The sequence below is a fragment of the Pseudarthrobacter siccitolerans genome (assembly GCF_001046895.1).
Taxonomy (GTDB): Bacteria; Actinomycetota; Actinomycetes; order Actinomycetales; family Micrococcaceae; genus Arthrobacter; species Arthrobacter siccitolerans.
This window is the reverse complement of record NZ_CAQI01000044.1, coordinates 206,119-224,925: the sequence shown is the minus strand read 5'-3', so window position 1 is coordinate 224,925 and position 18,807 is coordinate 206,119. Positions and strand designations below refer to the sequence as shown.

The window sequence follows — 18,807 nt, the reverse complement described above, 5'->3', positions numbered from 1 at the left end:
GACCAACAACTATACCCAGCACGGGGCCGGCAGCTTCAGGCGCGGGACCCTTCGGCGGGCCCCGGGTCCGGGGCGTCGGCGGAGGGCGTAGTGGACCGATCGGCAGGAGCACCCTGCCGACGGCTGGCCAGCAGGAACGGAACCGCCAGGCTTTGGAAAACGCCGGCCAGCGCCAGTGACCCCGGATAACCGAACAGGTCCGCGCTCCTGCCCAGAACCGGCTGCACCACCACGCCGCCGCTGGATCCCATGAGCGAGTCGAAGCTGAGCACGGTGGCCCGTTGCTTGGACGGGATCATGTCGTTGATATAGGCCTGCCGCACCGGGGTGGCGGCGGAGTCAATCACCGCCCAGAGGGTCAGCAGAACCAGGGCCACCCAGAACACCCGGGTAAAGCCGAGCACCAGCAAGAGTGCAGCGCTGATACTGCCGCTGACGATCAGCACAGAGGTGCGTTTGTGGAACAGCCGCCGGGCGTATGGCGCGAGCCAGCCGCCCACCACCTCGGCGCCGGCGACAATGGCTGCCGCGAGGCCCGCGATCGAGTAGGCGCGGGGGTCGCCGAAGAGTTCCAGCAGGTAGGGCTGCAGGGCATAGAAGACGTAAATTCCGACGCCGGCGCTGAACGGGGCGGCGAGCATCACGTACCGCACGGGCGGGATTTTCAGGCCGTTGTCGATCGACGCGGTCAGGACGGTGCGGGTCGCCTGGAGCGGGTGCCTGGAGCGCTCGGGGGTGAATCCGACGTCGTGCATCAGGCTGAAGGCCACAATAAACATCGCCAGCAGCACACCCACCCGCACCAGGAACGGCACACCGAGGTCAGTGGCCTGGGCGATTACGCCGCCGGCCACGGAACCGGCAAGCATGGCCACCCCGGCGACCATCTGCGCCCGACCGAACACTGCCTCCAGTCCGCCTTCATAGCCTGAATAGCGCAGAGCATCCACGAGCCACGCTTCAACAGCACCCGAGAAGAACGTGAAACCCAGGCCCAGCAGCACCGATACGACCGCCCAGAGCGGGAACGGCGCCGAGAACTGCCACAAAAGGTAGTAGAGGAAAGTGGAGCCGGCCAGGGTCACGGTGCCCAGGAGGAACGACACCCGGCGGCCCCAGCCGTCGGCCACCACGCCGGTGGGAATTTCGAAAATCACCATGCCCACCGTAAAGAACGCGTTCGCGGCGAAGGCTTCGAAGTTGCTGAGGCCGGCGTCCAGCAGGAACAGCGTGTTCACGCCCCAGATGAAGGAAGCCGCAAGGGTATTGCCCAGCGTCAGCGTCAGGTAGATGCGCTGGATCCTTCGGGCGGCAGCGTTCATGGGTTCGCTGTCCGCACTTCGCAGGGCGGGGAACACGAGGCCATTCTCGCCCCGATCAGCCCGCTGTGCCAGAGCCGGCTACCGGGCACCCCTGACGGGTCGGCGGCGTGGCGGGCTGCGCGTGCTGCCCTGGCACGCCCTGTTCCATGTCAGGATCAGGGTATGCCTGACCGCCTGATGTTGCTCGACACCGCCTCGCTGTACTTCCGCGCCTTCTACGGCCTGCCCGATTCCATCCGCCGCGAGGACGGGACACCCGTCAATGCGGTCCGGGGCCTGCTGGACATGATCGCACGGCTCACCACCGACTACGGGGCCACCCACCTCATCGCCTGCTGGGATGACGACTGGCGGCCGCAATGGCGGGTGGACCTGCTCCCCACCTACAAGGCCCACCGGGTGGCAGAGGCGAACACCGGCGCTCCGGACGTGGAGGTGGTGCCGGATGCCCTCGAAGCGCAGCTGCCCATGATCCGGACGGTACTGGGCCTGGCCGGTATTGCGATCGTCGGTGCGGCCGAGCACGAGGCCGACGACGTTGTGGGCACCTACGCCAGCCATGCCGGCATTCCGGTGGACGTGGTGACGGGGGACCGCGATCTCTTCCAGGTCTGCGATGACTCCCGCCAGGTGCGGGTCATCTACACGGCGCGCGGCATGCGGAACCTGGATGTGATGACCGAAGAAGTGGTGGTGGGAAAGTACCGCGTGCTGCCACAGCAGTATGCGGACTATGCCACCCTCCGCGGCGACGCCTCCGACGGGCTGCCGGGTGTGGCGGGGATCGGTGAAAAAACGGCGGCGTCACTGCTGCTGAAGTACGGCACCCTGGAAAACCTGCTCGAGGCAGCAGCGGATGCGGACAGCGGGCTCTCGTCACCGGTCCGCGCGAAGCTGGAAGCCGCCGCGGAGTACCTCAAGGCGGCGCCCGCCGTCGTCCGCCTTGTCCGGGACCTCGAGCTGCCGTCCCTGGAGGAGGCCGGGGCCCGGCTGCACCCGGTCGCAGGGGAGCCCCGCGCCGGGCTGGAACGCCTGGCCGTGGACTGGAACCTGGGCGGCTCGGTCCGGCGCCTCCTCGACGCACTGGACCGGACCGGTCCTGCCTGAAGATCACCGGCCCGGCTTTAGGATGCCTGGCCGGAGTGCGCGGAAACTGCCCATTTCTTGAGCAAAAGTGACATCTTTGGCGGGCATCCCTGCGGCTAGGGTGGGCTTCATTGGTTCAAGAAGCCGGACCTCTTCATCGGGGGATTGGAGTGGGTCATGGCTGACAGCCCGCAGCGCGGCACCGGCAAAAACCGAAGGCCGGAAGAGACGTGGACCGGCCGATGCCGAGGACGTGCAGCAGGAAAAGCCCGGGCCGGAGGAAGCAGCAGACCCGGAGGAGGCACCCCGTCCTCCCCGCCTTTACGGCTACGATCCGGACCAATGGCCGGAACCGAACTGATGCCGGGCCGGATCAAGGCTTCGGGAAGAGTGCACATGGCCGGCAGCAGACAAGCCAAGCCGGGCGTGGCTAAGCTGGGTATGTTCTGCCATGATCAGTGCTGCTGACGAAAGTGCGGTGAGTGCCATGCCGAAGACGGGAAAGAACGATCACGCCCGCAAGGACGAGCTTCCCTCAACCTTGCAACGCTCGGACCAGAAGGCGCAGGACACCTTCGCCAAAACCTACGACTCCGCAATGGAGTCCTACGACAACGACGAAAGCCGCGCCGCGCGCGCCGCCTACGCTTCCCTGAAGCACAGCTACGAAAAGGTGGGAGACCACTGGGAGCCCAAGGAAAAGCGCGGCCCATCGGACGAGCGGGCGGAAAAGGGCCTGGGCGCGGATGAGCCCACCGCCGGCGGCGTGGATGCCAACGCCTCCAAGAAACACCTGCTGGAGCGGGCCAGGGAGCTGGACATCAGCGGCCGCTCCTCCATGGATAAGGAAGAACTCGTCAAAGCGCTGCAGAAGGCGAACGACGCCGCAACCCGCAAGGCCCGCGGCAAGTAGAAGCAGCGGCCAGTACAACAACCAGGCAAAGACGCCAGGAGGTTCCGATGTCGGTCAAAAGCACCAAGGACGCTGCAGGACGGGGCGGGCCGGAAGGACGCCAGGGCAATGGCTCCGCCGGCATCACGCCCAGGGACCCTGCCCTGGTCCGGAACGTGGCACTGGTGGGCCGTTCGGGTGCCGGTAAAACCACCCTCATCGAGGCGCTGCTGGAAGCCAACGGGATGATCACGCGGAAGGGCTCGGTGGTTGACGGAACCACCGTGAGCGATTCCGATCCCGCCGCCATCCACCAGCAGCGGTCAGTGGCGTTGTCAGTGGTGCCGCTCCCGGTGGGGGGCATGAAGATCAACCTCCTCGATACGCCCGGCTATCCGGACTTCATCGGCGAACTGCGCGCGGGGCTGCGCGCCGCGGACGCCGTCCTCTTCACCGTCTCCGCCGTGGACGGAGTGGATGCGGGCACCACCGCGATCTGGCACGAATGCCAGTACCTGGGCATGCCCCGCGCCGTGGTCATCACCAAGCTGGACCATCCGCGGGCTGATTACGACGGCGTCCTGGCCGCCTGCCGTGATGCGTTCGGCGAGACGGTACTTCCGTTGTATGTGCCGGTCCGGGCCGGCGGGAATGCCGGCGGCCTGCTGGGCCTGCTGTCGGGAACTGTCGTCGAGTACCCGGCAGAGGGTTCCGGCCGGGCCGCCCGTGCGGCGGAACCGGGGGAACTCGCGGCAGCGGAGCCTTCCCGGGCCGAGCTGATCGAGGGAATCATTGCCGAAAGCGAAGACGAGACGTTGATGGACCGCTACCTCGGCGGCGAGGACATCGATGCCGGCGTCCTCATCTCGGACCTGGAAACCGCCGTCGCGCGCGGATCCTTCTTCCCGGCGGTGCCTTCCTCAGCGCTGACCGGGCTGGGAACGGCCGAACTGCTGGAGCTCCTGACCAAGGCATTCCCGTCTCCGCCCGAGCGCAGCCTGCCGCGGGCCACCGACCTGTCCGGATCCCCGCTCCGTCCCCTTGCCTGCGACCCTGGCGGGCCGCTCGCCGCGGAGGTTGTCCGCACCACGGTGGACGCCTTCCTGGGGCGGGTCTGCCTGGTGCGGGTCTTCTCCGGAACCCTGACCGGGGACACCCCCATCCATGTCAGCGGGCACGGGCTGGCGGACCGCGGACACCAGGACCACGACACGGACGAACGGCTCACGCACCTCTACTCGCCGCTGGGTGCGACCCTCCGGCCCGTCCCTTTTTGTGTCGCCGGTGACATCGCTGCCGTGGCAAAACTGGGCACCGCCGAGACCGGGGACACGATCTCAGCGAAGGACCAGCCGCTGCTGCTGGCCACCTGGGAGATGCCGGAGCCGCTGATGCCTGTGGCTATCGAAGCCGACTCCCACAGTGATGAGGACGCCCTCGCCCGCAGCCTGGGGAAGGTGGCCGCCGGGGACCCGACGCTGAGGGTGGAACGGAACGCCGAAACCCACCAATTGATCCTCTGGTGCATGGGGGAGGCGCACGCCGAAGTAGTGCTGGACAGGCTCCGCGACCAGGGCGTGAAGCTGCACACGGTGGATGTGGTGACGCCGCTGCGGGAAACCTTCGCCACGCCGGCCGCCGGGCACGGGCGGCACGTCAAACAGTCCGGCGGCCACGGCCAGTACGCGGTGTGCGACATCGAAGTGGAACCGCTGGCCAGGGGAGCAGGGTTCGAATTTGTCGACAAAACAGTGGGCGGAGTCATCCCGGGAACGTTTATCTCATCGGTGGAAAAGGGGGTCCGCGCCCAGATGCAGCGAGGCGTTGCCTCCGGCTTCCCCGTGGTGGACCTGCGCGTGACGCTGGTGGGCGGCAAGGCGCACAGTGTTGATTCCTCCGATGCAGCATTTCAGGCGGCAGGCGCCCTGGCGTTGCGGGAGGCAGCCGCCGCAGGGAGCATCCAGCTGCTCGAGCCCGTCTCATCGGTGGTGCTCAGCGTTCCGGACGAGCATGTGGGAACGGTGATGAGCGATCTTTCCGGGCGCCGGGGCCGGCTCACCGGGACCTCCTCCTCCGGTGGGGACCGGACCGAGATCACGGCGGAGGTCCCGGACCAGGAACTCCTTAAATATGCGGTGGAGCTGCGCGCCCTCACAGCCGGCACGGGCACGTTCAGCCGCCATTACCTCCGGCACGATCCCGTGCCGGGGAACCTGGCCGCTGCAGGCCGCTGACCGATCCCCTCACGCAGTGCCGGGAGCGCTGGCCGGGTGTCAGGAGCTGAGTGTGCCCCGGACAATGCTGACGCTGGAGTGTGCCGGATTGCCGTCGAGCGGTTCATCGGACACGTCAACGATGGGGTAGCCGGACAGGTCCAGGCCGGCCGGCACCTCGAAGCGGCCGGACGGTGAGTTCATGATCCCCAGGCTGACCAGCCGGGACAGGTCCGGAGCGATCAGCCAGACTTCCTGGTAACCGCTGGCTTCGGTTTTGTTGAGCTGTACTTCGATGGTCCGCGAGCCGTCGCTGGCCTCAGTCACCGTGGCCGAACCGGTGGCAGTGTAGCGGTCCAGCGGTTCAAGCTGGGCCGAGGCGAGGGTCACCGGAACGGCCGTCCGGTTGACTGCCAGCACAACCCCGGTGGTGATCAGGACGGCTGCAGCGGCGGCCGCCAGCCACGTCGCCGGCCGGCGCAGCCAGGCCACATTGCTGCGGGGTTTTCCTGTTTGCTGTCCTGCGTGACGCTGTTCTTCCGGTCCGGTTTCCCCCGTGGTGGCCCCCCGGCCGCGGGCGGGACCCAGCGGATCAGCCGCCACCGCGTCTGTGAGCCCAAGCTGCCGGTGGATCCCTTCCCAGACATTCGCACCCGGGGCTTCCAGTCCGCCGGAGTCCGGGACGGTCCGCACCGCGTTCACGGCGCGCCGCAGCGCCGCAACCTCAGTGCTGCACTCGGGGCAGGAGCGGAGGTGGTCAGCGCTCCGGGCGTCCATTGGCTCGTTTAGGGCGAACAGGCTCAGGGCTTCAGGGTCAAGGTGCTGCATGGTCCACCTCCAATCGGTGTCTCAGGTGGCTAAGGCTGCGGCGGATATGACTCTTGACCGTACCAAGGGGAAGGTTGAGTTCGCGTGAAATCTGGTCGTGGGTCAGGTCATCGTAAAAAGCCAGGCGCATGATGGAGCCCTGGGGTTCGCCCAGCCGGGCCAGCTCGCCGTCCAGGATCAGCCGGTCCGCCAGGATTTCGGCGGACGCGGATGCCGCTGCGTCCTCCGCCTCTGGCTGCAGTTCCACTGCGGCCAGCACCTTGCGGGATTCCCGGGCAGAGGCGGCGAGCGCATCGGAGATGGCGTTCCGGGTGATACCTACAATCCAGGCCGGCAGCGCGGCCTTCCGCGGATCGAACATGGTCCGGGATTTCCATACCCGGATAAAGACTTCCTGCGTCACGTCATCCGCGGCGCTGCGGTTCCGCAGCGCCCGGAGGGCCAGGGTGTACACGAGCGGCGAAAACTGGCGGTAGGCCTCAGCCAGGGCCTTTTCATCCCCGGCGGAAAACGAGTGGTCGAGTTGCGGGTTCCAGGTGCCGCCGGCGGAGGGCTGCGCTTGTCCGCCATGGTGCTGCTCGTCGCCGGAAGACGGCTGGGCAGAAGATGCCAAACCGGCCTCCTTCCCTTCCTCGGCAATGAGTGTCAGGGCTGACTCGCGGCTCATTCAAGTTCCGCAGTGACAATGACATTGTCACTGTAGTCCTGTTTCTCGTCCAGCCACCGGCCGCCGCACGTCACCAGCCTGAGTTGGTGCGGCCCGTCTCGGCGGAAAAGGGAACCGCCGTCGAACCTGTCCTTGGCCATCAGCTCAACGGAACGCACCCGGTAGTTCAGCGCAGGGGCGCCGTGGCGCTCGACGGTGACGAGGGTTCCGGCCGGCAGGCCCCTTAACTGCGAAAACGGTGCCCGGTCCGACGCCGTGTCCACGTGGGCGGCGATCACGGCTGCCCCGGCCACTGCGCCCGGAGCCGGCCCATACCGGTACCATCCTGCCTGGTTGAAGGCTTCCGGAATCTCCATCGCCCCGTCCGGGGAGGTGCCCACGTCCACGATCTCCATGCTGATGCTGGTGCCTTCCACTGTCAGGAAACGGGGTGCCGGGTCCCGCGGAGCAGCGGGGACGGCAGTGGCCTGGCGGACGGGAACCTCCGGTACAGCGGCGGGCGGGAGTGACGTTACGGGAACAGGAGCCGGCGCGGTAGCGGATTCACCGGCCTGGACCGCGGGGGAGGCGGTCCCGGACGGGACAGCTTCCGGCACGGTTGGTGCTGATGTGCCGCATCCAGTGAGGAGGGCTGCGGCAAGGACGACGGCGGCACCCGCCCGGGCGCGGATGGAACGGCTTGTTGCGGCAGTCTCCGCCGTGGCCACCCGCGCTGTGGACACCGGGGCCGGAAGGTCAGTAGACCTTCGGAACCGGGGCGCCGCCGTCGTGCTTTCCATGTCAGTCAGCTACTTACGGCCGGCCTTGCGCAGGGCCGCGGTGCGGGAAGCAGCCACAGCTCCGAGCATGAGCGCAAGGCCTGCTGCACCGAACCCGGCAACTGCCATGGCCTGTCCGGTGGTACCTTCATCCGCCGCACCTGAGCGTCCGCCCGGAACTGCTCCCGGAGCTGAGTGCAGGCCCTCGATGGTCTGCACGGCCAGCTGCAGGTTGTTGTCCGCCAGGCTGCCCCAGGCATACACGATGGTGTGCGTGCCCTCGGCCACCGTGACGTCAGCCGGGCCGATGACGGGCTGGGTGGTTCCGGCCGCCGCCACTGCAGCCGGGATGGTGCCCGGGTCAAGCGTGAGCGTCTGCTCGTTCGGGTTTACCAGGTTGGATATGACTGCCGACCCGGCTGCCAGGACGTCGACGGCGGGCGCGGCAGCCGTGTGCCGCACCGTCAGCTTGCCCTTGCCGGCGGCAATCGCCGAGACGTCATTGGTGAACAGGTTGGCCGTGGGCTTCCCGGCGCCATCCAGGTTGGCCACCGCGGTGTAGTTTCCGTTGGCGGCAAGGGTCACATTGACCGGGCCGATTACCGCGGCGGACGCGTCTGCTGCGTCGGCGGCGGTGATGGCAAGAGCGTAGTTTCCTGCCGGAAGTGCCAGGGGACCGGCCAAAGTGCCGGGCGTGAAGTCGTCCAGCGTCCGTTCGCCGTTGACCCACACGTCCACCGTCAGCCCGGGAACCCCGTGCAGGACGGAGAGCTGGGCGTCCCCTTCGGCAGCCTGGGCGGGGCCGGCGAAAGCCAGTGCCGCCGCTACTGCCACTGCTCCTGATGCAAAAATGCTGGTTCGCATGATTTCTCCTTCTTCGGCCCGCCAGGCGGGCGGTTTTTGCTTACACACCTACTACCGGCGCCAGCAGCCATTTGGATGCAGATGCATGAAGAATTCGGGAAAATGTTTTGAGAGTGGTGGATTACTGCTTCTACAGCGCCCGCGCTGTTGCCTCTTCCAGCTGCGCCGCGTCCACCTCGCCGCAGGCGGGGCGCAGGTGCCGTCCGGAATCCGTGCCGGGCCCCGAAGGGAGGAAGGAACCACGCTGGTGCCCCACTCCTTCCAGCGCTGGCTCCCGTTCTTGCTTCACTGCGATCAGGTAGTAAGCTTGCTGACCAATACTAGTAAGCCTGCTGATTAATTGAGGACAGGAGTAGGCCATGGGTACAGTTCTTGCCGCCGCCTCGGCCCTGGCGGTCGCCACTGCCGGCGCCGCCGCCGCTCTCAGCGCTCCCTTTGGTGCTGCCGGCCACGGGGGCCAGTATCTTGCCGGCCACGTGCTGCTGGGGTTGGGCCTCGGGCACTCAATCGCCATCCTGCTGCGGACCGCGGTTAAGCGCCTGTTCGGTCGGCGGGCAGTGCGGTCTGCCCCTAAGGCTCCCGGGCTGATGGCCCCGGAGGAACTGCCTGCCCGTCCGGCAGCTATGGTTCCGGCAGCAGCAGCTGCACAGGCAACCATGGCACAGGCAACAACGCCACGGGCAACAACGCCACGGGCAACAAGGGCTCCGGCAAAAGCGGCCCAGGCGTCCGCTGCTTCGGTGACAGTTCTGCCGGCGCCGTCGGCGGCGCTGGTGTCGCTCCGTGGCCGGCATGCCGCCTGAGGCTCCGGCGTCGGCCGGTGCCACTGACGGCGCAGTGCCGGGCCGGCGGCGGTTCCGGCTTTGGCGCGCGGCCGTACTCCTGGTGAGTGCCGCCTGCGTTGCGGGAGTGCTCTATGCCGCTTCCCCGCTGCTGAGGCCCGCGGATTCGGACGCGGCTACGCTTCGGGGCCTGCAGATCAGGGTCCTGAATATCAGCCAGGCCGCAGCTGAAAACAGGATGGACGGCGCCCTTGCGGCGCTGGAAGCGCTGGAGAAGGACTTGAACGATGCTGCCGGCCAGGGCCTGATCTCGCTGTCCCGGTACCGGGGGATCGACGCCGCCGTGGAGGCGGTGCGGGTAGACATCACCGGACAATTGGCGGCAGCGGCAGCGGCTTCCGCCGAAGCCCCTGCGACGACCGCATCGGACACGTCCCCACCAGAGGCGGCCGTGCAACCTCAACCGGCGCCACAGGTTCAACCCGACCAGCCGGCCGTTATTCCGGTCCCCGTCCCGGCTCCGGTGCAGCAGCAGCCGGTGCTGCCCGATGCCGCCAAGGAAGCAAAGGGCAAGGGCAAGGCCAAACCCTAGCCGCAGTTCCGGGCAGAATGGACGGATGACTTCTCCGGGCAGGCAGCACCAGGCGTTCGCCGGCAAACCGTTCGCCCTGACGGCCGTTGGTGCCGGATTGGCGTTCGCAGACTCGTTGCCTGCCCTCACCCGCGCGCTCGGAAGCAGTGCGGGCCGGACGGCAGTATTTCAGGCGCCGCCCGGCACCGGCAAGACCACCCTCGTCCCGCCGCTGCTCGCCAACCTCCCGGCGCATGCCGGCGGGCGGATCGTGGTCACGCAGCCCCGCCGTGTTGCCGCCCGGGCCGCCGCCAGGCGCCTCTCCATGCTGGACGGCAGCCCTTTGGGCGGCCGCGTCGGCTACTCCGTGCGCGGCGAGCGGCAGGCGGGCCCGGGAACCGTCGTCGAGTTTGTTACCCCCGGCATCCTCTTGCGCCGCCTGCTGTCCGATCCCGGCCTCGACGGCGTCGCAGCCGTGGTGCTGGACGAAGTCCACGAACGCGGGCTGGAAACGGACCTGCTGGTGGGCATGCTCGCCGAAGTCAGGGAGTTGCGCGGTGACCTCACCGTGGTCGCCATGTCAGCCACCCTTGACGCACCCCGCTTCGCGGCCCTGCTCGCCACCACCGACGCCGGGGAGGACGACGGCGGGGGGCCGGCTCCCGTGGTGGATTGCCCTTCGGTGCTCCACGCCCTTCAAACCGATTGGCGTCCCGCACCGGGACCGCGGCTGGACAGCAGGGGCGTAACGCCCGCGTTCCTGGACCACGTGGCGCGGACGGCCGAGGAGGAACTCGCCCGCACCCTCAGCACGGACAGCTCGGCAGACGCCCTCGTATTCCTCCCCGGCGCCCGGGAGGTTTCCCGGGTGGCCGCAGATCTTCGGAGGCGGCTGGACACCCGGGCTGACGTCCTGGAGCTCCATGGACAAGTGCCGGCCGCCGAACAGGACCGGGCGGTTTCCGGGCGGCTGCCCGGTGGCAAGGCCAGGGTGATTGTCTCCACCGACCTGGCCGAGTCCTCCCTTACTGTTCCGGGTGTCCGGCTGGTCATCGATTCGGGCCTGACCCGGGAACCCCGCCGTGATTCCGGCAGGGGCATGAGCGGCCTGGTCACGGTTTCCTGTTCCCGCGCCTCTGCGGACCAACGCGCCGGCCGTGCGGCCCGCCAGGGTCCGGGCCGCGTGGTGCGGTGCTATGACCAGCAGGCCTACGGTGCGGCCCCGGCCCACGTCACGCCGGAAATCAGGGTGGCGGACCTCACCGGAGCCGCGCTGCTGCTCTCTGCCTGGGGTGCTCCGCGAGGTGCCGGCCTCGCGCTTCCGGACCAACCGCCGCAGCAGGCCATGGACGACGCCATGGAAGTGCTGCGCGAGCTTGGCGCCGTGACGGACGACGGGCACGCTACCGGCATGGGACGGCTCCTGGCAACCATTCCGGCGGACCCGCGCCTGGGCCGGGCACTGCTCGACGGTGCAGCCGCCGCAGGTCCGCTGGCCGCCGCGGAGGCAATGGCCCTGGTGTCGGGTGACCACCGTGCCCCCGGGGCCGACCTCACGCGCCTCCTGTCACAGCTGCGCAACGAGCCGGGAGCAGCCGCCCGGCGCTGGGCCGAGGACACCCGCCGCCTTGCTGCCCTGGCGCAACGTGGTCCGCTCTCCGCTTCTTCCGCACTGCCCTCGCCGGTGACCGGAACCGCAGTGGTGGGCGCCGTCGTCGCACTCGCCTTCCCGGACAGGGTGGCGCGCCTGGTCGATGCCGGCCCGCCGAACCGCTACCTGCTGTCCTCCGGAACCCGTGCCGGGCTGCCGGCCGGAAGCTCCCTGTCAGGCCACGAATGGCTGGCCGTCGCTGAGGTAGCGCGGGCCGACGGGAGGGATTCCGCCGGTACCGGCGCCGTGATCCGGTCCGCTGCGCCGCTGGCCTCCGGTCTCGCCGAAGCAGCCGCTGCGCATCTCCTGGCCGAGGCCGTGACCGCACAGTTCGCCGGCGGGCGCGTTTCGGCACGCAGGGTGCGGCGCCTCGGAGCGATCGTCCTGGCATCCACCCCGGTCCGGCCATCTCCCGCTGAAGGGAGGGCCGCCGTCGCTGAGGCGCTCAAGAAAGAAGGCCTCGGTGTCCTGGAATGGTCGACGGCGGCCCAAGGGCTGCGCCGCCGGCTCGCCTTCCTGCACCGGGGACTGGGCGCGCCGTGGCCGGATGTCTCGGACCACGCCCTGCTGCATCGGCTCGACGAGTGGCTGGGGCCGGAGCTGGAAGCCCTCGCGGGCGGAGCGGCCGCACGCTCCATCGAGCTGGCCCGCCCGCTGCACCGGCTGCTGCCCTGGCCGGCAGCGGCGAAACTCGATGACCTTGCACCGGAATGGCTCGAGGTACCCAGCGGGTCGCGGATCAGGGTCGAGTACCCGGACGTCGCGGATGACACAGCCCGCCCGGTGGTGGCCGTTAAACTGCAGGAGTGTTTCGGGTGGGCGGAGACGCCCCGGCTCCTTGGCGGCCGTGTGCCGGTCCTCTTCCATCTGCTGTCACCGGCCCGTCGCCCCCTGGCCGTCACCGACGATCTCGCATCCTTCTGGTCCGGACCCTATGCGCAGGTCCGGGCGGAAATGCGGGGGCGCTACCCCAAGCACCCCTGGCCGGAGGATCCCTGGCAGGCAACCGCAACCGCACGGGTCAAACCACGTCAGTAGCTGCGTTCCGGGCTCGTCTTGCCGGCCGGTTCCAGCGCCGTGAGAACTAAGATACACACTCGAAACGTCGCGTCGATGCGTTGAAACATGGCCCGGTTAGGCTCGTTCCTACCTGGACAGCGTGGTCCACATCAGACATGGAAGGACCCAAAGATGTTTCTCTTGAACAGCCTTAACCTGTTGCTCGACGGCCGCCCCAATGAGGACGGCCGGTCCCAGAACGGCGCCAGCGGAACCAGTGCGTTTCCCGAGGGCCGCCTGACCTCCGCAGCCTGGGAAGGCTGGTGGCACGAGGAGGCCGCAGCGTGAGGCCCTTTGAGCCTGCGGTTGCGGTGCTGGCTGGATCAGGACCGCATTGACGGGGACGTGTCCCGGATGAATGCGGCGATGGGCTGGGCCAGTGAGGCGCCCACCTCGGTTGCGGGACGCTTCTTGCCCGCGACAGCGAACGAGTGGTCGCCTCCGTCCAGCCACTGAAGGACGGCATGGGGGCCGACGCGGGACACCACGTCCGCCAGTATCTCCGGAGTAGCGAAAGTGTCGCGGCTGCCCTGCAGGAACAGCATGGGCGTGGCCAGCCCGTACAGGTGCTCGTCCCGCAGCTTCTCAGGTTTGCCCGGCGGATGCAGGGGATAACCCAGGTAAACGAGCCCGGCAGCGTCCATGCCGTCCGCTACGGCCATGGACGCCATCCGCCCGCCAAAGGATTTTCCCGCTGCCCAGAGGGGGCCCGTGTCCTGATGCTTCGCTGCCTGCTCCGCGGCAGTGCCCATGGCAGCACGCCAGGCGGCGATGGCCACGGGCGGACGGTCCGGGAACTTGCTGCCCGCTTCCCGGTAGGGGAAGTTGAAGCGCAGTGTCGCAAGGCCAAGCCCGTTCAAGGCCGCCGTCAACCCCGTAAGGAACGGGTGCTCCATACCGGCGCCGGCACCATGGGCCACCACGATGGTGGCGGACGGATTGTCGGGGCGGGCATAGGCGGCGGTGACGGTGACGTCGCCCACCGTGATGGTGAGGGGCATTTCCGGTGCTGGCATTCCTCCATCATGCCGGACCGCGGGGCTGAAATCTGACCGGTTGCCGCAGCCGGGGTGTACGTTGTCCCCATGGCGAGCGAACAGACCACCATTACCGTTCCGGGCCCCCAAGGGGAGCGCGAAATGCGCATTTCCAGTCCCAGCCGTGTCCTTTGGCCTGACCTGGGGCTCACCAAACTGGACCTGGCACGCTACATGTGCGATGTAGGAGAGGCGTTTATCGCCGCAAACGGTGACCGGCCAGTGGCATTGCAGCGGTACTCGGACAACATCGACGGCGAAATGTTTTTCTCCAAGAACCCGCCCAAGGGGACGCCGGACTTCATCCGGACGCAGAAAGTGGTTTTTCCGAGTGCCCGGTCGCATCCCATGCTGATCCTGGACGAGCCCGCCGCAGCAGTGTGGGCCGTCCAGATGAACACGGTGGTCTTCCACCCCTGGCCCTCCCGGACCGCGAATACTGACAACCCGGACCAGCTGCGGATCGACCTGGACCCGCAGCCGGGCACGGACTTCGGCGATGCCGTCCCCGCCGCCCTCGCGATGAAAGAGGTCCTGGCCGAGGCCGGGCTGACCTGCTTCATCAAGACCTCCGGCAACCGCGGGCTGCACCTCTACGCGCCCATCGAGCCCACGCGGGAGTTCCTCGACGTCCGGCACGCAGTGATTGCCGCCGCCAGGGAGGTGGAGCGCCGGATGCCGGAGAAGGTCACCACCGCCTGGTGGAAGGAAGAACGGGGAGAACGGATCTTCCTGGACTTCAACCAGGCCAACCGCGACCGGACCATTGCCGGGGCCTACAGCCCCCGGGCGCTGCCGCACGCCTCGGTCTCCTGCCCCATCTCCTGGGACGAGCTGGAAACCGCGGACCCGAAAGACTTCACCATCCTGACGGTCCCGGAGCGGCTCAAAACCGTGGGGGACCCCTGGGCGGACATGCACGGCACAGCAGGCACCATCGACACACTGCTGCAATGGTGGGACCGCGACGTCAAGGCGGGGCTTCAGGAGATGCCATTCCCGCCCGACTACCCCAAGATGCCGGGCGAGCCGCCCCGGGTGCAGCCCAGCCGCGCCCGGAAGCAGGACTAGCAGGCTATTCGAAGCGGGACGGATCCCCGGTACCGCGCCGGACTACCTCGGCAACTCCGCTCGAGAAGTCCACTACCGTAGTGGGCTCCGACCCGCAGTCGCCGGCGTCGATCACGGCGTCCACCTGGTGGTCCAGCCGCTCCTTGATCTCCCAGCCCTGAGTCAGGGGGTCTTCCTCGTCCGGGAGCAGCAGCGTGCTTGAAAGCAGGGGCTCACCGAGTTCTGCCAGCAGCGCCTGGACCACCCTGTTGTCCGGAATCCTGACGCCCACGGTCTTCTTCCTGGGGTGCAGGAGCCGCCGTGGGACCTCCTTGGTGGCCGGCAGGATAAAGGTGTAACTCCCCGGGGTCACGGATTTGATGCTGCGGAACACGTCGTTGCCGATGTTCACGAACTGCCCCAGCTGCGCGAAGTCCTTGCACACCAGCGTGAAGTGATGCTTGTCGTCCAGCTTCCGGATGCTCCTGATCCGGTCCAGCGCGTCCTTGTTGCCCAGCTGGGCCCCCAGCGCGTAGCAGGAGTCGGTCGGGTAGGCGATCAGGCCGCCGTCGAGCACCATGCGTACTGCCTGGGTAATGGCGCGGGGCTGCGGATCCTGCGGATGAACGTCAAAGTATCTGGCCATGCACCCGAGCCTACGTTCCCGCGCGGTGCCGCCGCACCACCTGGGCTCTGGACCACGGGTCACAGGGGCCGCGGGGATGCCGCATCCCCGCGGGGGCGGGGTGGCAGAATGTGGCTCATGGCTATGGAACGGATCGTCGTAGGGCTCCAGGGCGACGAGGACGGGGAACTCCTGGTGCGCCGCGCCGCGAGGCTCCTCCACCGGGGCGACGGCGGCGAGCTGCTCGCCGTCCACGTCCGCACCCCGGGCGGGACACGGTCCGAGTCTCCGCAGGCACTCGAAGCCCAGCGCAGGCTGGTTGCGGACCTGGGCGGGAGCTACCATACCGTCTCCGCGCCCGAGGCCGCCGGCGCGCTGGTGGAGTTCGCCCGCTCGGCAGAAGCGTCCCACATCATCGTGGGGCAGTCCCGCCGCCACCGGATGACAGCTCCGTTCAGCCTGGGCGTGGACACCAAGGTGGTGCGGGACGCGGCGGACATTGACGTCCAGGTAGTGCCCTTGGCCCGGAACTCCGGCAGCCGCGGAAGGCGGACGGAACTGGGCGGCGTGCGGACCGGGTTCGGGTTTGCCCTCGCAGCAGTCCTTCCGCCGTTGTTGCAGCTCCTCCTGGCCATGTTCGAGCACAGTGTTGCTACCGCCGTACTGATCCAGCTCACGGGCGCGGTCGCCGTAGCCTTAGTGGGCGGATTATGGCCGGCCGTTGCCGGTGCGCTGTGGAGCAGCCTGCTGGTGAACTACTTTTCCACTCCGCCCCTGGGCGACCTCGCTATCCATGACCCCCAGGACCTCCTGTCGCTGGCGGTTTTTGTCGGCGTCTCGGTTGCGGTGGCAGGTGTGGTGGACGGATCTGCACGGCGGTCCAAGGAGGCGTCCCGGGCACAGGCTGAAGCTGCCACCCTCGGGGACCTTGCCCTGGGTGCATCCCGGTCCGAGGACACCCTCTACGGCCTGCTCGCGGAAGCCCTCGACGCCTTCGCTGCCTCCGGCGCCGCCGTCGTCAGCAACCTTCCCGCAGCCGGGCACAGGGTTCCGGAGGGGAAGGGACCGGAGCCCAAGCCGATCCTGCTGGCCGGAGCCGGTGATATTTCCGGCTGGCAGGACGGAACTCAGGACCTGCGCGGCGTCACCGGGACCACAACTGTCCAGGTGGACCCGGTGACGTGGCTGGTCCTGTTCGGCCGGGAGGTTCCGCCGTCGGGCCGGAGGCTGCTTGGCGCCTTCGCGGTGCACGTCAAGGCCCAGCTGGAACGCCGGCAGCTGGAGGCCAGCCGGCACGAGATCCTTCGGCTTGCCGAGGGAAACACCATGCGCACCGCCATCCTGCAGGCGGTGTCGCACGACCTGCGCACACCCCTGGCCGGGATCAAGCTGGCGGCCGGCGGGCTCCTGCAAAACGGTGTTGCCTACACGCCGGCCGAGCAGCGGGAGCTGCTGGAAACCATCGATGCGTGTACCGACCGGCTCGATGCGCTCGTGGGGAACCTGCTGGACATGTCCCGGATAACTGCCCGGTCAGTGGAACCGCTGCTGGGACCGGTGCGGTGGAGCGAGGCCCTTGATGCCGCACTGCGCGGGCTTCCTGAGGGGGCCGTGGCAGTAGCGCTGCCGGCCAACCTGCCGCCAGTGGAGGCGGACCGGGGGCTGCTGGAACGGGTCATTGCGAACATCCTCGAGAACGCGATCAAACACGCGCCTGGTTCGGCAATGGCTGTCACCACGACGGCGGACGGGCTCGGTGGTGTGACCCTTGAAGGGCACCCCTGCGGCGAACTCCGCATCGTGGACCACGGCCCCGGCGTCCCCGAACGGAAAGTGCTGGACATGTTCAGGCCGTTCCAGCGGGCGGACGACCTTCCCCACGCCAGCGGCCTGGGCCTGGGACTGGCCGTCGCGCAGGGATTCGTGCAGGCGATGCGGGGGACCCTTACGGCCGAAGGGACACCCGGGGGAGGCCTGACGATGATCATCCGATTGCCGCTCTCCACCGGCAGCCGCGGTGATGCCGGCAGTGCGGGCCCGGCGGTGGACACCATTCCAGGGACGGGCACGGTGTTGACGTGACCGGACCGCAGGCGGCGGGACGGCGGGCGCCGGCCGCCGATGAGGCGCCGCCGGGCCGGGGCGCGAAAATCCTCGTGGTTGATGATGACCCCCATCTGCTGAAGGCGCTGCGCATCACGCTCGCGGCGCACGGCTATGACGTGGCCGTGGCACAGGACGGCGCAGCCGCCCTGCTCGCCGCCGGCCGCAACGTGCCGGACGTGGTGGTCCTGGACCTCGGGCTGCCGGATATGGACGGCGCGGACGTCCTTGGCAATCTCCGCCGGTGGAGCTCTGTCCCCGTGCTGGTCCTGTCGGCGCGCCACGGCTCATCGGACAAAGTGGGAGCACTGGATGCCGGTGCCGACGACTACATCACCAAGCCTTTCGGGCTGGACGAGCTCCTGGCCCGGCTGCGGGCGCTGCTGCGGCGGGTCCCGGGTCCGGAATCGGCTCCGGTGGTGGCATCCTCCGGCTTTACCGTGGACCTCGTGCACCGGCAGGTGCTGCGCGACGGAAACGCGGTGCGGCTCACGCCCACCGAATGGAACATCCTTGAAATCCTGGTGCGGAATCCTAAAACCCTCATCACGCAGCAGCAACTGCTGGCGCATGCCTGGGGGCCCGCGTACCAAAAGGAAGCCAATTACCTGCGGGTATACATGGCGCAGCTCCGCAGGAAGCTTGAGGCGGACCCCGGCAACCCCCGCCACCTGCTGACCGAACCGGGCATCGGGTACCGCTTCGTGCCCTGAAGACGGGCAAGGGCAGGGGTCATGCCCCCCCTACCCAGGGGGCATCCCTTTGGGGCAGGATGTTGTCTGGTTCCATTCCTTTCAGTTCAAACTCAAGGAGATCCAGCCATGCCCACTACCCTCAACCCCTACCTCAGTTTCCGTGACAACGCCCGCGAGGCCATGAACTTCTACCAGTCAGTTTTCGGCGGTGAGCTGACGCTCAGCACTTTTGGGGAATTCCAAGCCAGTGAGGACCCGGCTGAAGCCGAAAAGATCATGCATGGCATGCTGACCACCACGCAGGGCCTGGTGCTGATGGGCGCGGACACTCCCAACAGCATGCCGTTCAGCGAAGGTTCGTCCATCTCCATCTCCCTCAGCGGGGACGATGAAGCTGAGCTGCGCGGCTACTACGACAAACTCACCGGCGGCGGCACGGTGACAGTACCCATGGAACAGGCTCCCTGGGGCGACATCTTCGGCATGTGCACGGACAGGTATGGAGTGGCCTGGCTGGTCAACGTCAATACTCCGCAGGCAGCCGGAACCGCATAACCGCCGGGGACGGCCCGGCCCGACTTCCTTGAGGAGGGACGCCACGCAG

The 18,807-nt window shown here is 68.2% G+C and carries 18 protein-coding genes; 11 read left to right on the top strand and 7 right to left on the bottom strand.

Features of this window, described 5'->3' with window-relative positions; genetic code table 11:
* Window positions 1-35: 35 nt before the first annotated feature.
* The gene (locus tag ARTSIC4J27_RS11800) at window positions 36-1,322 is read right to left on the bottom strand and encodes an MFS transporter (RefSeq protein ID WP_050055600.1); all 1,287 of its coding nucleotides are present in this window, start codon (window positions 1,320-1,322) and stop codon (window positions 36-38) included.
* A 162-nt stretch (window positions 1,323-1,484) separates the two neighbouring features.
* Between ARTSIC4J27_RS11800 and ARTSIC4J27_RS11795 the strand changes: the two genes are divergently transcribed.
* The 3 genes from ARTSIC4J27_RS11795 (at window position 1,485) to ARTSIC4J27_RS11785 (ending at window position 5,534) form a co-directional block, all read left to right on the top strand.
* Window positions 1,485-2,429, top strand: a complete 945-nt coding sequence (locus tag ARTSIC4J27_RS11795; RefSeq protein WP_050055382.1) for a 5'-3' exonuclease — start codon at window positions 1,485-1,487, stop codon at window positions 2,427-2,429.
* Between the two features lie 466 nt (window positions 2,430-2,895).
* The gene (locus ARTSIC4J27_RS11790; protein WP_050055599.1) at window positions 2,896-3,321 is read left to right on the top strand and encodes a ChaB family protein; all 426 of its coding nucleotides are present in this window, start codon (window positions 2,896-2,898) and stop codon (window positions 3,319-3,321) included.
* Window positions 3,322-3,368: 47 nt separating this feature from the next.
* The gene (locus ARTSIC4J27_RS11785; protein WP_050055381.1) at window positions 3,369-5,534 is read left to right on the top strand and encodes an elongation factor G-like protein EF-G2; all 2,166 of its coding nucleotides are present in this window, start codon (window positions 3,369-3,371) and stop codon (window positions 5,532-5,534) included.
* Window positions 5,535-5,573: 39 nt separating this feature from the next.
* On the opposite strand, the gene ARTSIC4J27_RS11780 is transcribed toward ARTSIC4J27_RS11785, so the two are convergent.
* Genes ARTSIC4J27_RS11780 through ARTSIC4J27_RS11765 form a run of 4 tightly spaced genes read right to left on the bottom strand, consistent with a single transcriptional unit; the run spans window position 5,574 to window position 8,630 of the window.
* Entirely contained in the window at window positions 5,574-6,341 is a 768-nt protein-coding gene (locus ARTSIC4J27_RS11780; protein WP_050055380.1) for an anti-sigma factor, read from the bottom strand.
* The gene (locus ARTSIC4J27_RS11775) at window positions 6,328-7,008 is read right to left on the bottom strand and encodes an RNA polymerase sigma factor (RefSeq protein WP_083435429.1); all 681 of its coding nucleotides are present in this window, start codon (window positions 7,006-7,008) and stop codon (window positions 6,328-6,330) included. Before ARTSIC4J27_RS11775 ends, ARTSIC4J27_RS11780 begins: the two co-directional genes overlap by 14 nt.
* Window positions 7,005-7,787 (bottom strand): class F sortase, encoded by a 783-nt coding sequence (locus ARTSIC4J27_RS11770; protein ID WP_083435428.1) that lies wholly within the window; start codon window positions 7,785-7,787, stop codon window positions 7,005-7,007. Before ARTSIC4J27_RS11770 ends, ARTSIC4J27_RS11775 begins: the two co-directional genes overlap by 4 nt.
* A 9-nt stretch (window positions 7,788-7,796) precedes the next feature.
* Entirely contained in the window at window positions 7,797-8,630 is an 834-nt protein-coding gene (locus ARTSIC4J27_RS11765) for a DUF4397 domain-containing protein (RefSeq protein ID WP_050055379.1), read from the bottom strand.
* Window positions 8,631-8,989: 359 nt separating this feature from the next.
* Between ARTSIC4J27_RS11765 and ARTSIC4J27_RS11760 the strand changes: the two genes are divergently transcribed.
* The 4 genes from ARTSIC4J27_RS11760 (at window position 8,990) to ARTSIC4J27_RS22930 (ending at window position 12,981) form a co-directional block, all read left to right on the top strand.
* Window positions 8,990-9,433: a hypothetical protein gene (locus ARTSIC4J27_RS11760; protein WP_050055378.1), complete on the top strand. Its 444-nt coding sequence runs from the start codon at window positions 8,990-8,992 to the stop codon at window positions 9,431-9,433.
* Window positions 9,423-10,004 (top strand): hypothetical protein, encoded by a 582-nt coding sequence (locus ARTSIC4J27_RS11755; protein WP_407681131.1) that lies wholly within the window; start codon window positions 9,423-9,425, stop codon window positions 10,002-10,004. The genes ARTSIC4J27_RS11760 and ARTSIC4J27_RS11755 overlap by 11 nt, the downstream gene beginning before the upstream one ends.
* A gap of 25 nt (window positions 10,005-10,029) precedes the next feature.
* The gene (hrpB, locus tag ARTSIC4J27_RS11750) at window positions 10,030-12,672 is read left to right on the top strand and encodes an ATP-dependent helicase HrpB (RefSeq protein ID WP_050055376.1); all 2,643 of its coding nucleotides are present in this window, start codon (window positions 10,030-10,032) and stop codon (window positions 12,670-12,672) included.
* A gap of 153 nt (window positions 12,673-12,825) precedes the next feature.
* Window positions 12,826-12,981: a hypothetical protein gene (locus ARTSIC4J27_RS22930; protein WP_167344675.1), complete on the top strand. Its 156-nt coding sequence runs from the start codon at window positions 12,826-12,828 to the stop codon at window positions 12,979-12,981.
* A 35-nt stretch (window positions 12,982-13,016) separates the two neighbouring features.
* Here ARTSIC4J27_RS22930 and ARTSIC4J27_RS11745 read toward each other — a convergent pair whose 3' ends face one another.
* Window positions 13,017-13,709: an alpha/beta hydrolase family protein gene (locus tag ARTSIC4J27_RS11745; RefSeq protein ID WP_050055375.1), complete on the bottom strand. Its 693-nt coding sequence runs from the start codon at window positions 13,707-13,709 to the stop codon at window positions 13,017-13,019.
* 69 nt (window positions 13,710-13,778) lie between these two features.
* Between ARTSIC4J27_RS11745 and ligD the strand changes: the two genes are divergently transcribed.
* Entirely contained in the window at window positions 13,779-14,801 is a 1,023-nt protein-coding gene (ligD, locus tag ARTSIC4J27_RS11740) for a non-homologous end-joining DNA ligase (RefSeq protein ID WP_050055596.1), read from the top strand.
* Window positions 14,802-14,805: 4 nt separating this feature from the next.
* Here ligD and ARTSIC4J27_RS11735 read toward each other — a convergent pair whose 3' ends face one another.
* On the bottom strand, window positions 14,806-15,426 hold the full coding sequence (locus ARTSIC4J27_RS11735; protein ID WP_050055374.1) for an L-threonylcarbamoyladenylate synthase: 621 nt from the start codon (window positions 15,424-15,426) through the stop codon (window positions 14,806-14,808).
* Window positions 15,427-15,543: 117 nt separating this feature from the next.
* Between ARTSIC4J27_RS11735 and ARTSIC4J27_RS11730 the strand changes: the two genes are divergently transcribed.
* The 3 genes from ARTSIC4J27_RS11730 to ARTSIC4J27_RS11720 all read left to right on the top strand — a co-directional run bounded on the left by ARTSIC4J27_RS11730 (window position 15,544) and on the right by ARTSIC4J27_RS11720 (window position 18,758).
* Complete coding sequence (locus ARTSIC4J27_RS11730) at window positions 15,544-17,487, top strand: DUF4118 domain-containing protein (protein ID WP_050055373.1); 1,944 nt, start codon at window positions 15,544-15,546, stop codon at window positions 17,485-17,487.
* A gap of 68 nt (window positions 17,488-17,555) precedes the next feature.
* Window positions 17,556-18,221, top strand: a complete 666-nt coding sequence (locus tag ARTSIC4J27_RS11725) for a response regulator (RefSeq protein ID WP_050055595.1) — start codon at window positions 17,556-17,558, stop codon at window positions 18,219-18,221.
* 108 nt (window positions 18,222-18,329) lie between these two features.
* Window positions 18,330-18,758: a VOC family protein gene (locus ARTSIC4J27_RS11720; protein WP_050055372.1), complete on the top strand. Its 429-nt coding sequence runs from the start codon at window positions 18,330-18,332 to the stop codon at window positions 18,756-18,758.
* The last annotated feature ends 49 nt before the right edge of the window (window positions 18,759-18,807 follow it).

Bases quoted from the DNA above. Each gene is read 5' to 3' on its own strand.
- ARTSIC4J27_RS11800 (WP_050055600.1), bottom strand. From the start codon at position 1,322: ATGAACGCTGCCGCCCGAAGGATCCAGCGCATCTACCTGACGCTGACG.
- ARTSIC4J27_RS11720 (WP_050055372.1), top strand. From the start codon at position 18,330: ATGCCCACTACCCTCAACCCCTACCTCAGTTTCCGTGACAACGCCCGC.
- ARTSIC4J27_RS22930 (WP_167344675.1), top strand. From the start codon at position 12,826: ATGTTTCTCTTGAACAGCCTTAACCTGTTGCTCGACGGCCGCCCCAAT.
- ARTSIC4J27_RS11765 (WP_050055379.1), bottom strand. From the start codon at position 8,630: ATGCGAACCAGCATTTTTGCATCAGGAGCAGTGGCAGTAGCGGCGGCA.
- ARTSIC4J27_RS11780 (WP_050055380.1), bottom strand. From the start codon at position 6,341: ATGCAGCACCTTGACCCTGAAGCCCTGAGCCTGTTCGCCCTAAACGAG.
- ARTSIC4J27_RS11745 (WP_050055375.1), bottom strand. From the start codon at position 13,709: ATGCCAGCACCGGAAATGCCCCTCACCATCACGGTGGGCGACGTCACC.
- hrpB (WP_050055376.1), top strand. From the start codon at position 10,030: ATGACTTCTCCGGGCAGGCAGCACCAGGCGTTCGCCGGCAAACCGTTC.
- ARTSIC4J27_RS11795 (WP_050055382.1), top strand. From the start codon at position 1,485: ATGCCTGACCGCCTGATGTTGCTCGACACCGCCTCGCTGTACTTCCGC.
- ARTSIC4J27_RS11730 (WP_050055373.1), top strand. From the start codon at position 15,544: ATGGCTATGGAACGGATCGTCGTAGGGCTCCAGGGCGACGAGGACGGG.
- ARTSIC4J27_RS11790 (WP_050055599.1), top strand. From the start codon at position 2,896: ATGCCGAAGACGGGAAAGAACGATCACGCCCGCAAGGACGAGCTTCCC.
- ARTSIC4J27_RS11755 (WP_407681131.1), top strand. From the start codon at position 9,423: ATGCCGCCTGAGGCTCCGGCGTCGGCCGGTGCCACTGACGGCGCAGTG.
- ARTSIC4J27_RS11760 (WP_050055378.1), top strand. From the start codon at position 8,990: ATGGGTACAGTTCTTGCCGCCGCCTCGGCCCTGGCGGTCGCCACTGCC.
- ARTSIC4J27_RS11785 (WP_050055381.1), top strand. From the start codon at position 3,369: ATGTCGGTCAAAAGCACCAAGGACGCTGCAGGACGGGGCGGGCCGGAA.
- ARTSIC4J27_RS11735 (WP_050055374.1), bottom strand. From the start codon at position 15,426: ATGGCCAGATACTTTGACGTTCATCCGCAGGATCCGCAGCCCCGCGCC.
- ligD (WP_050055596.1), top strand. From the start codon at position 13,779: ATGGCGAGCGAACAGACCACCATTACCGTTCCGGGCCCCCAAGGGGAG.
- ARTSIC4J27_RS11770 (WP_083435428.1), bottom strand. From the start codon at position 7,787: ATGGAAAGCACGACGGCGGCGCCCCGGTTCCGAAGGTCTACTGACCTT.
- ARTSIC4J27_RS11775 (WP_083435429.1), bottom strand. From the start codon at position 7,008: ATGAGCCGCGAGTCAGCCCTGACACTCATTGCCGAGGAAGGGAAGGAG.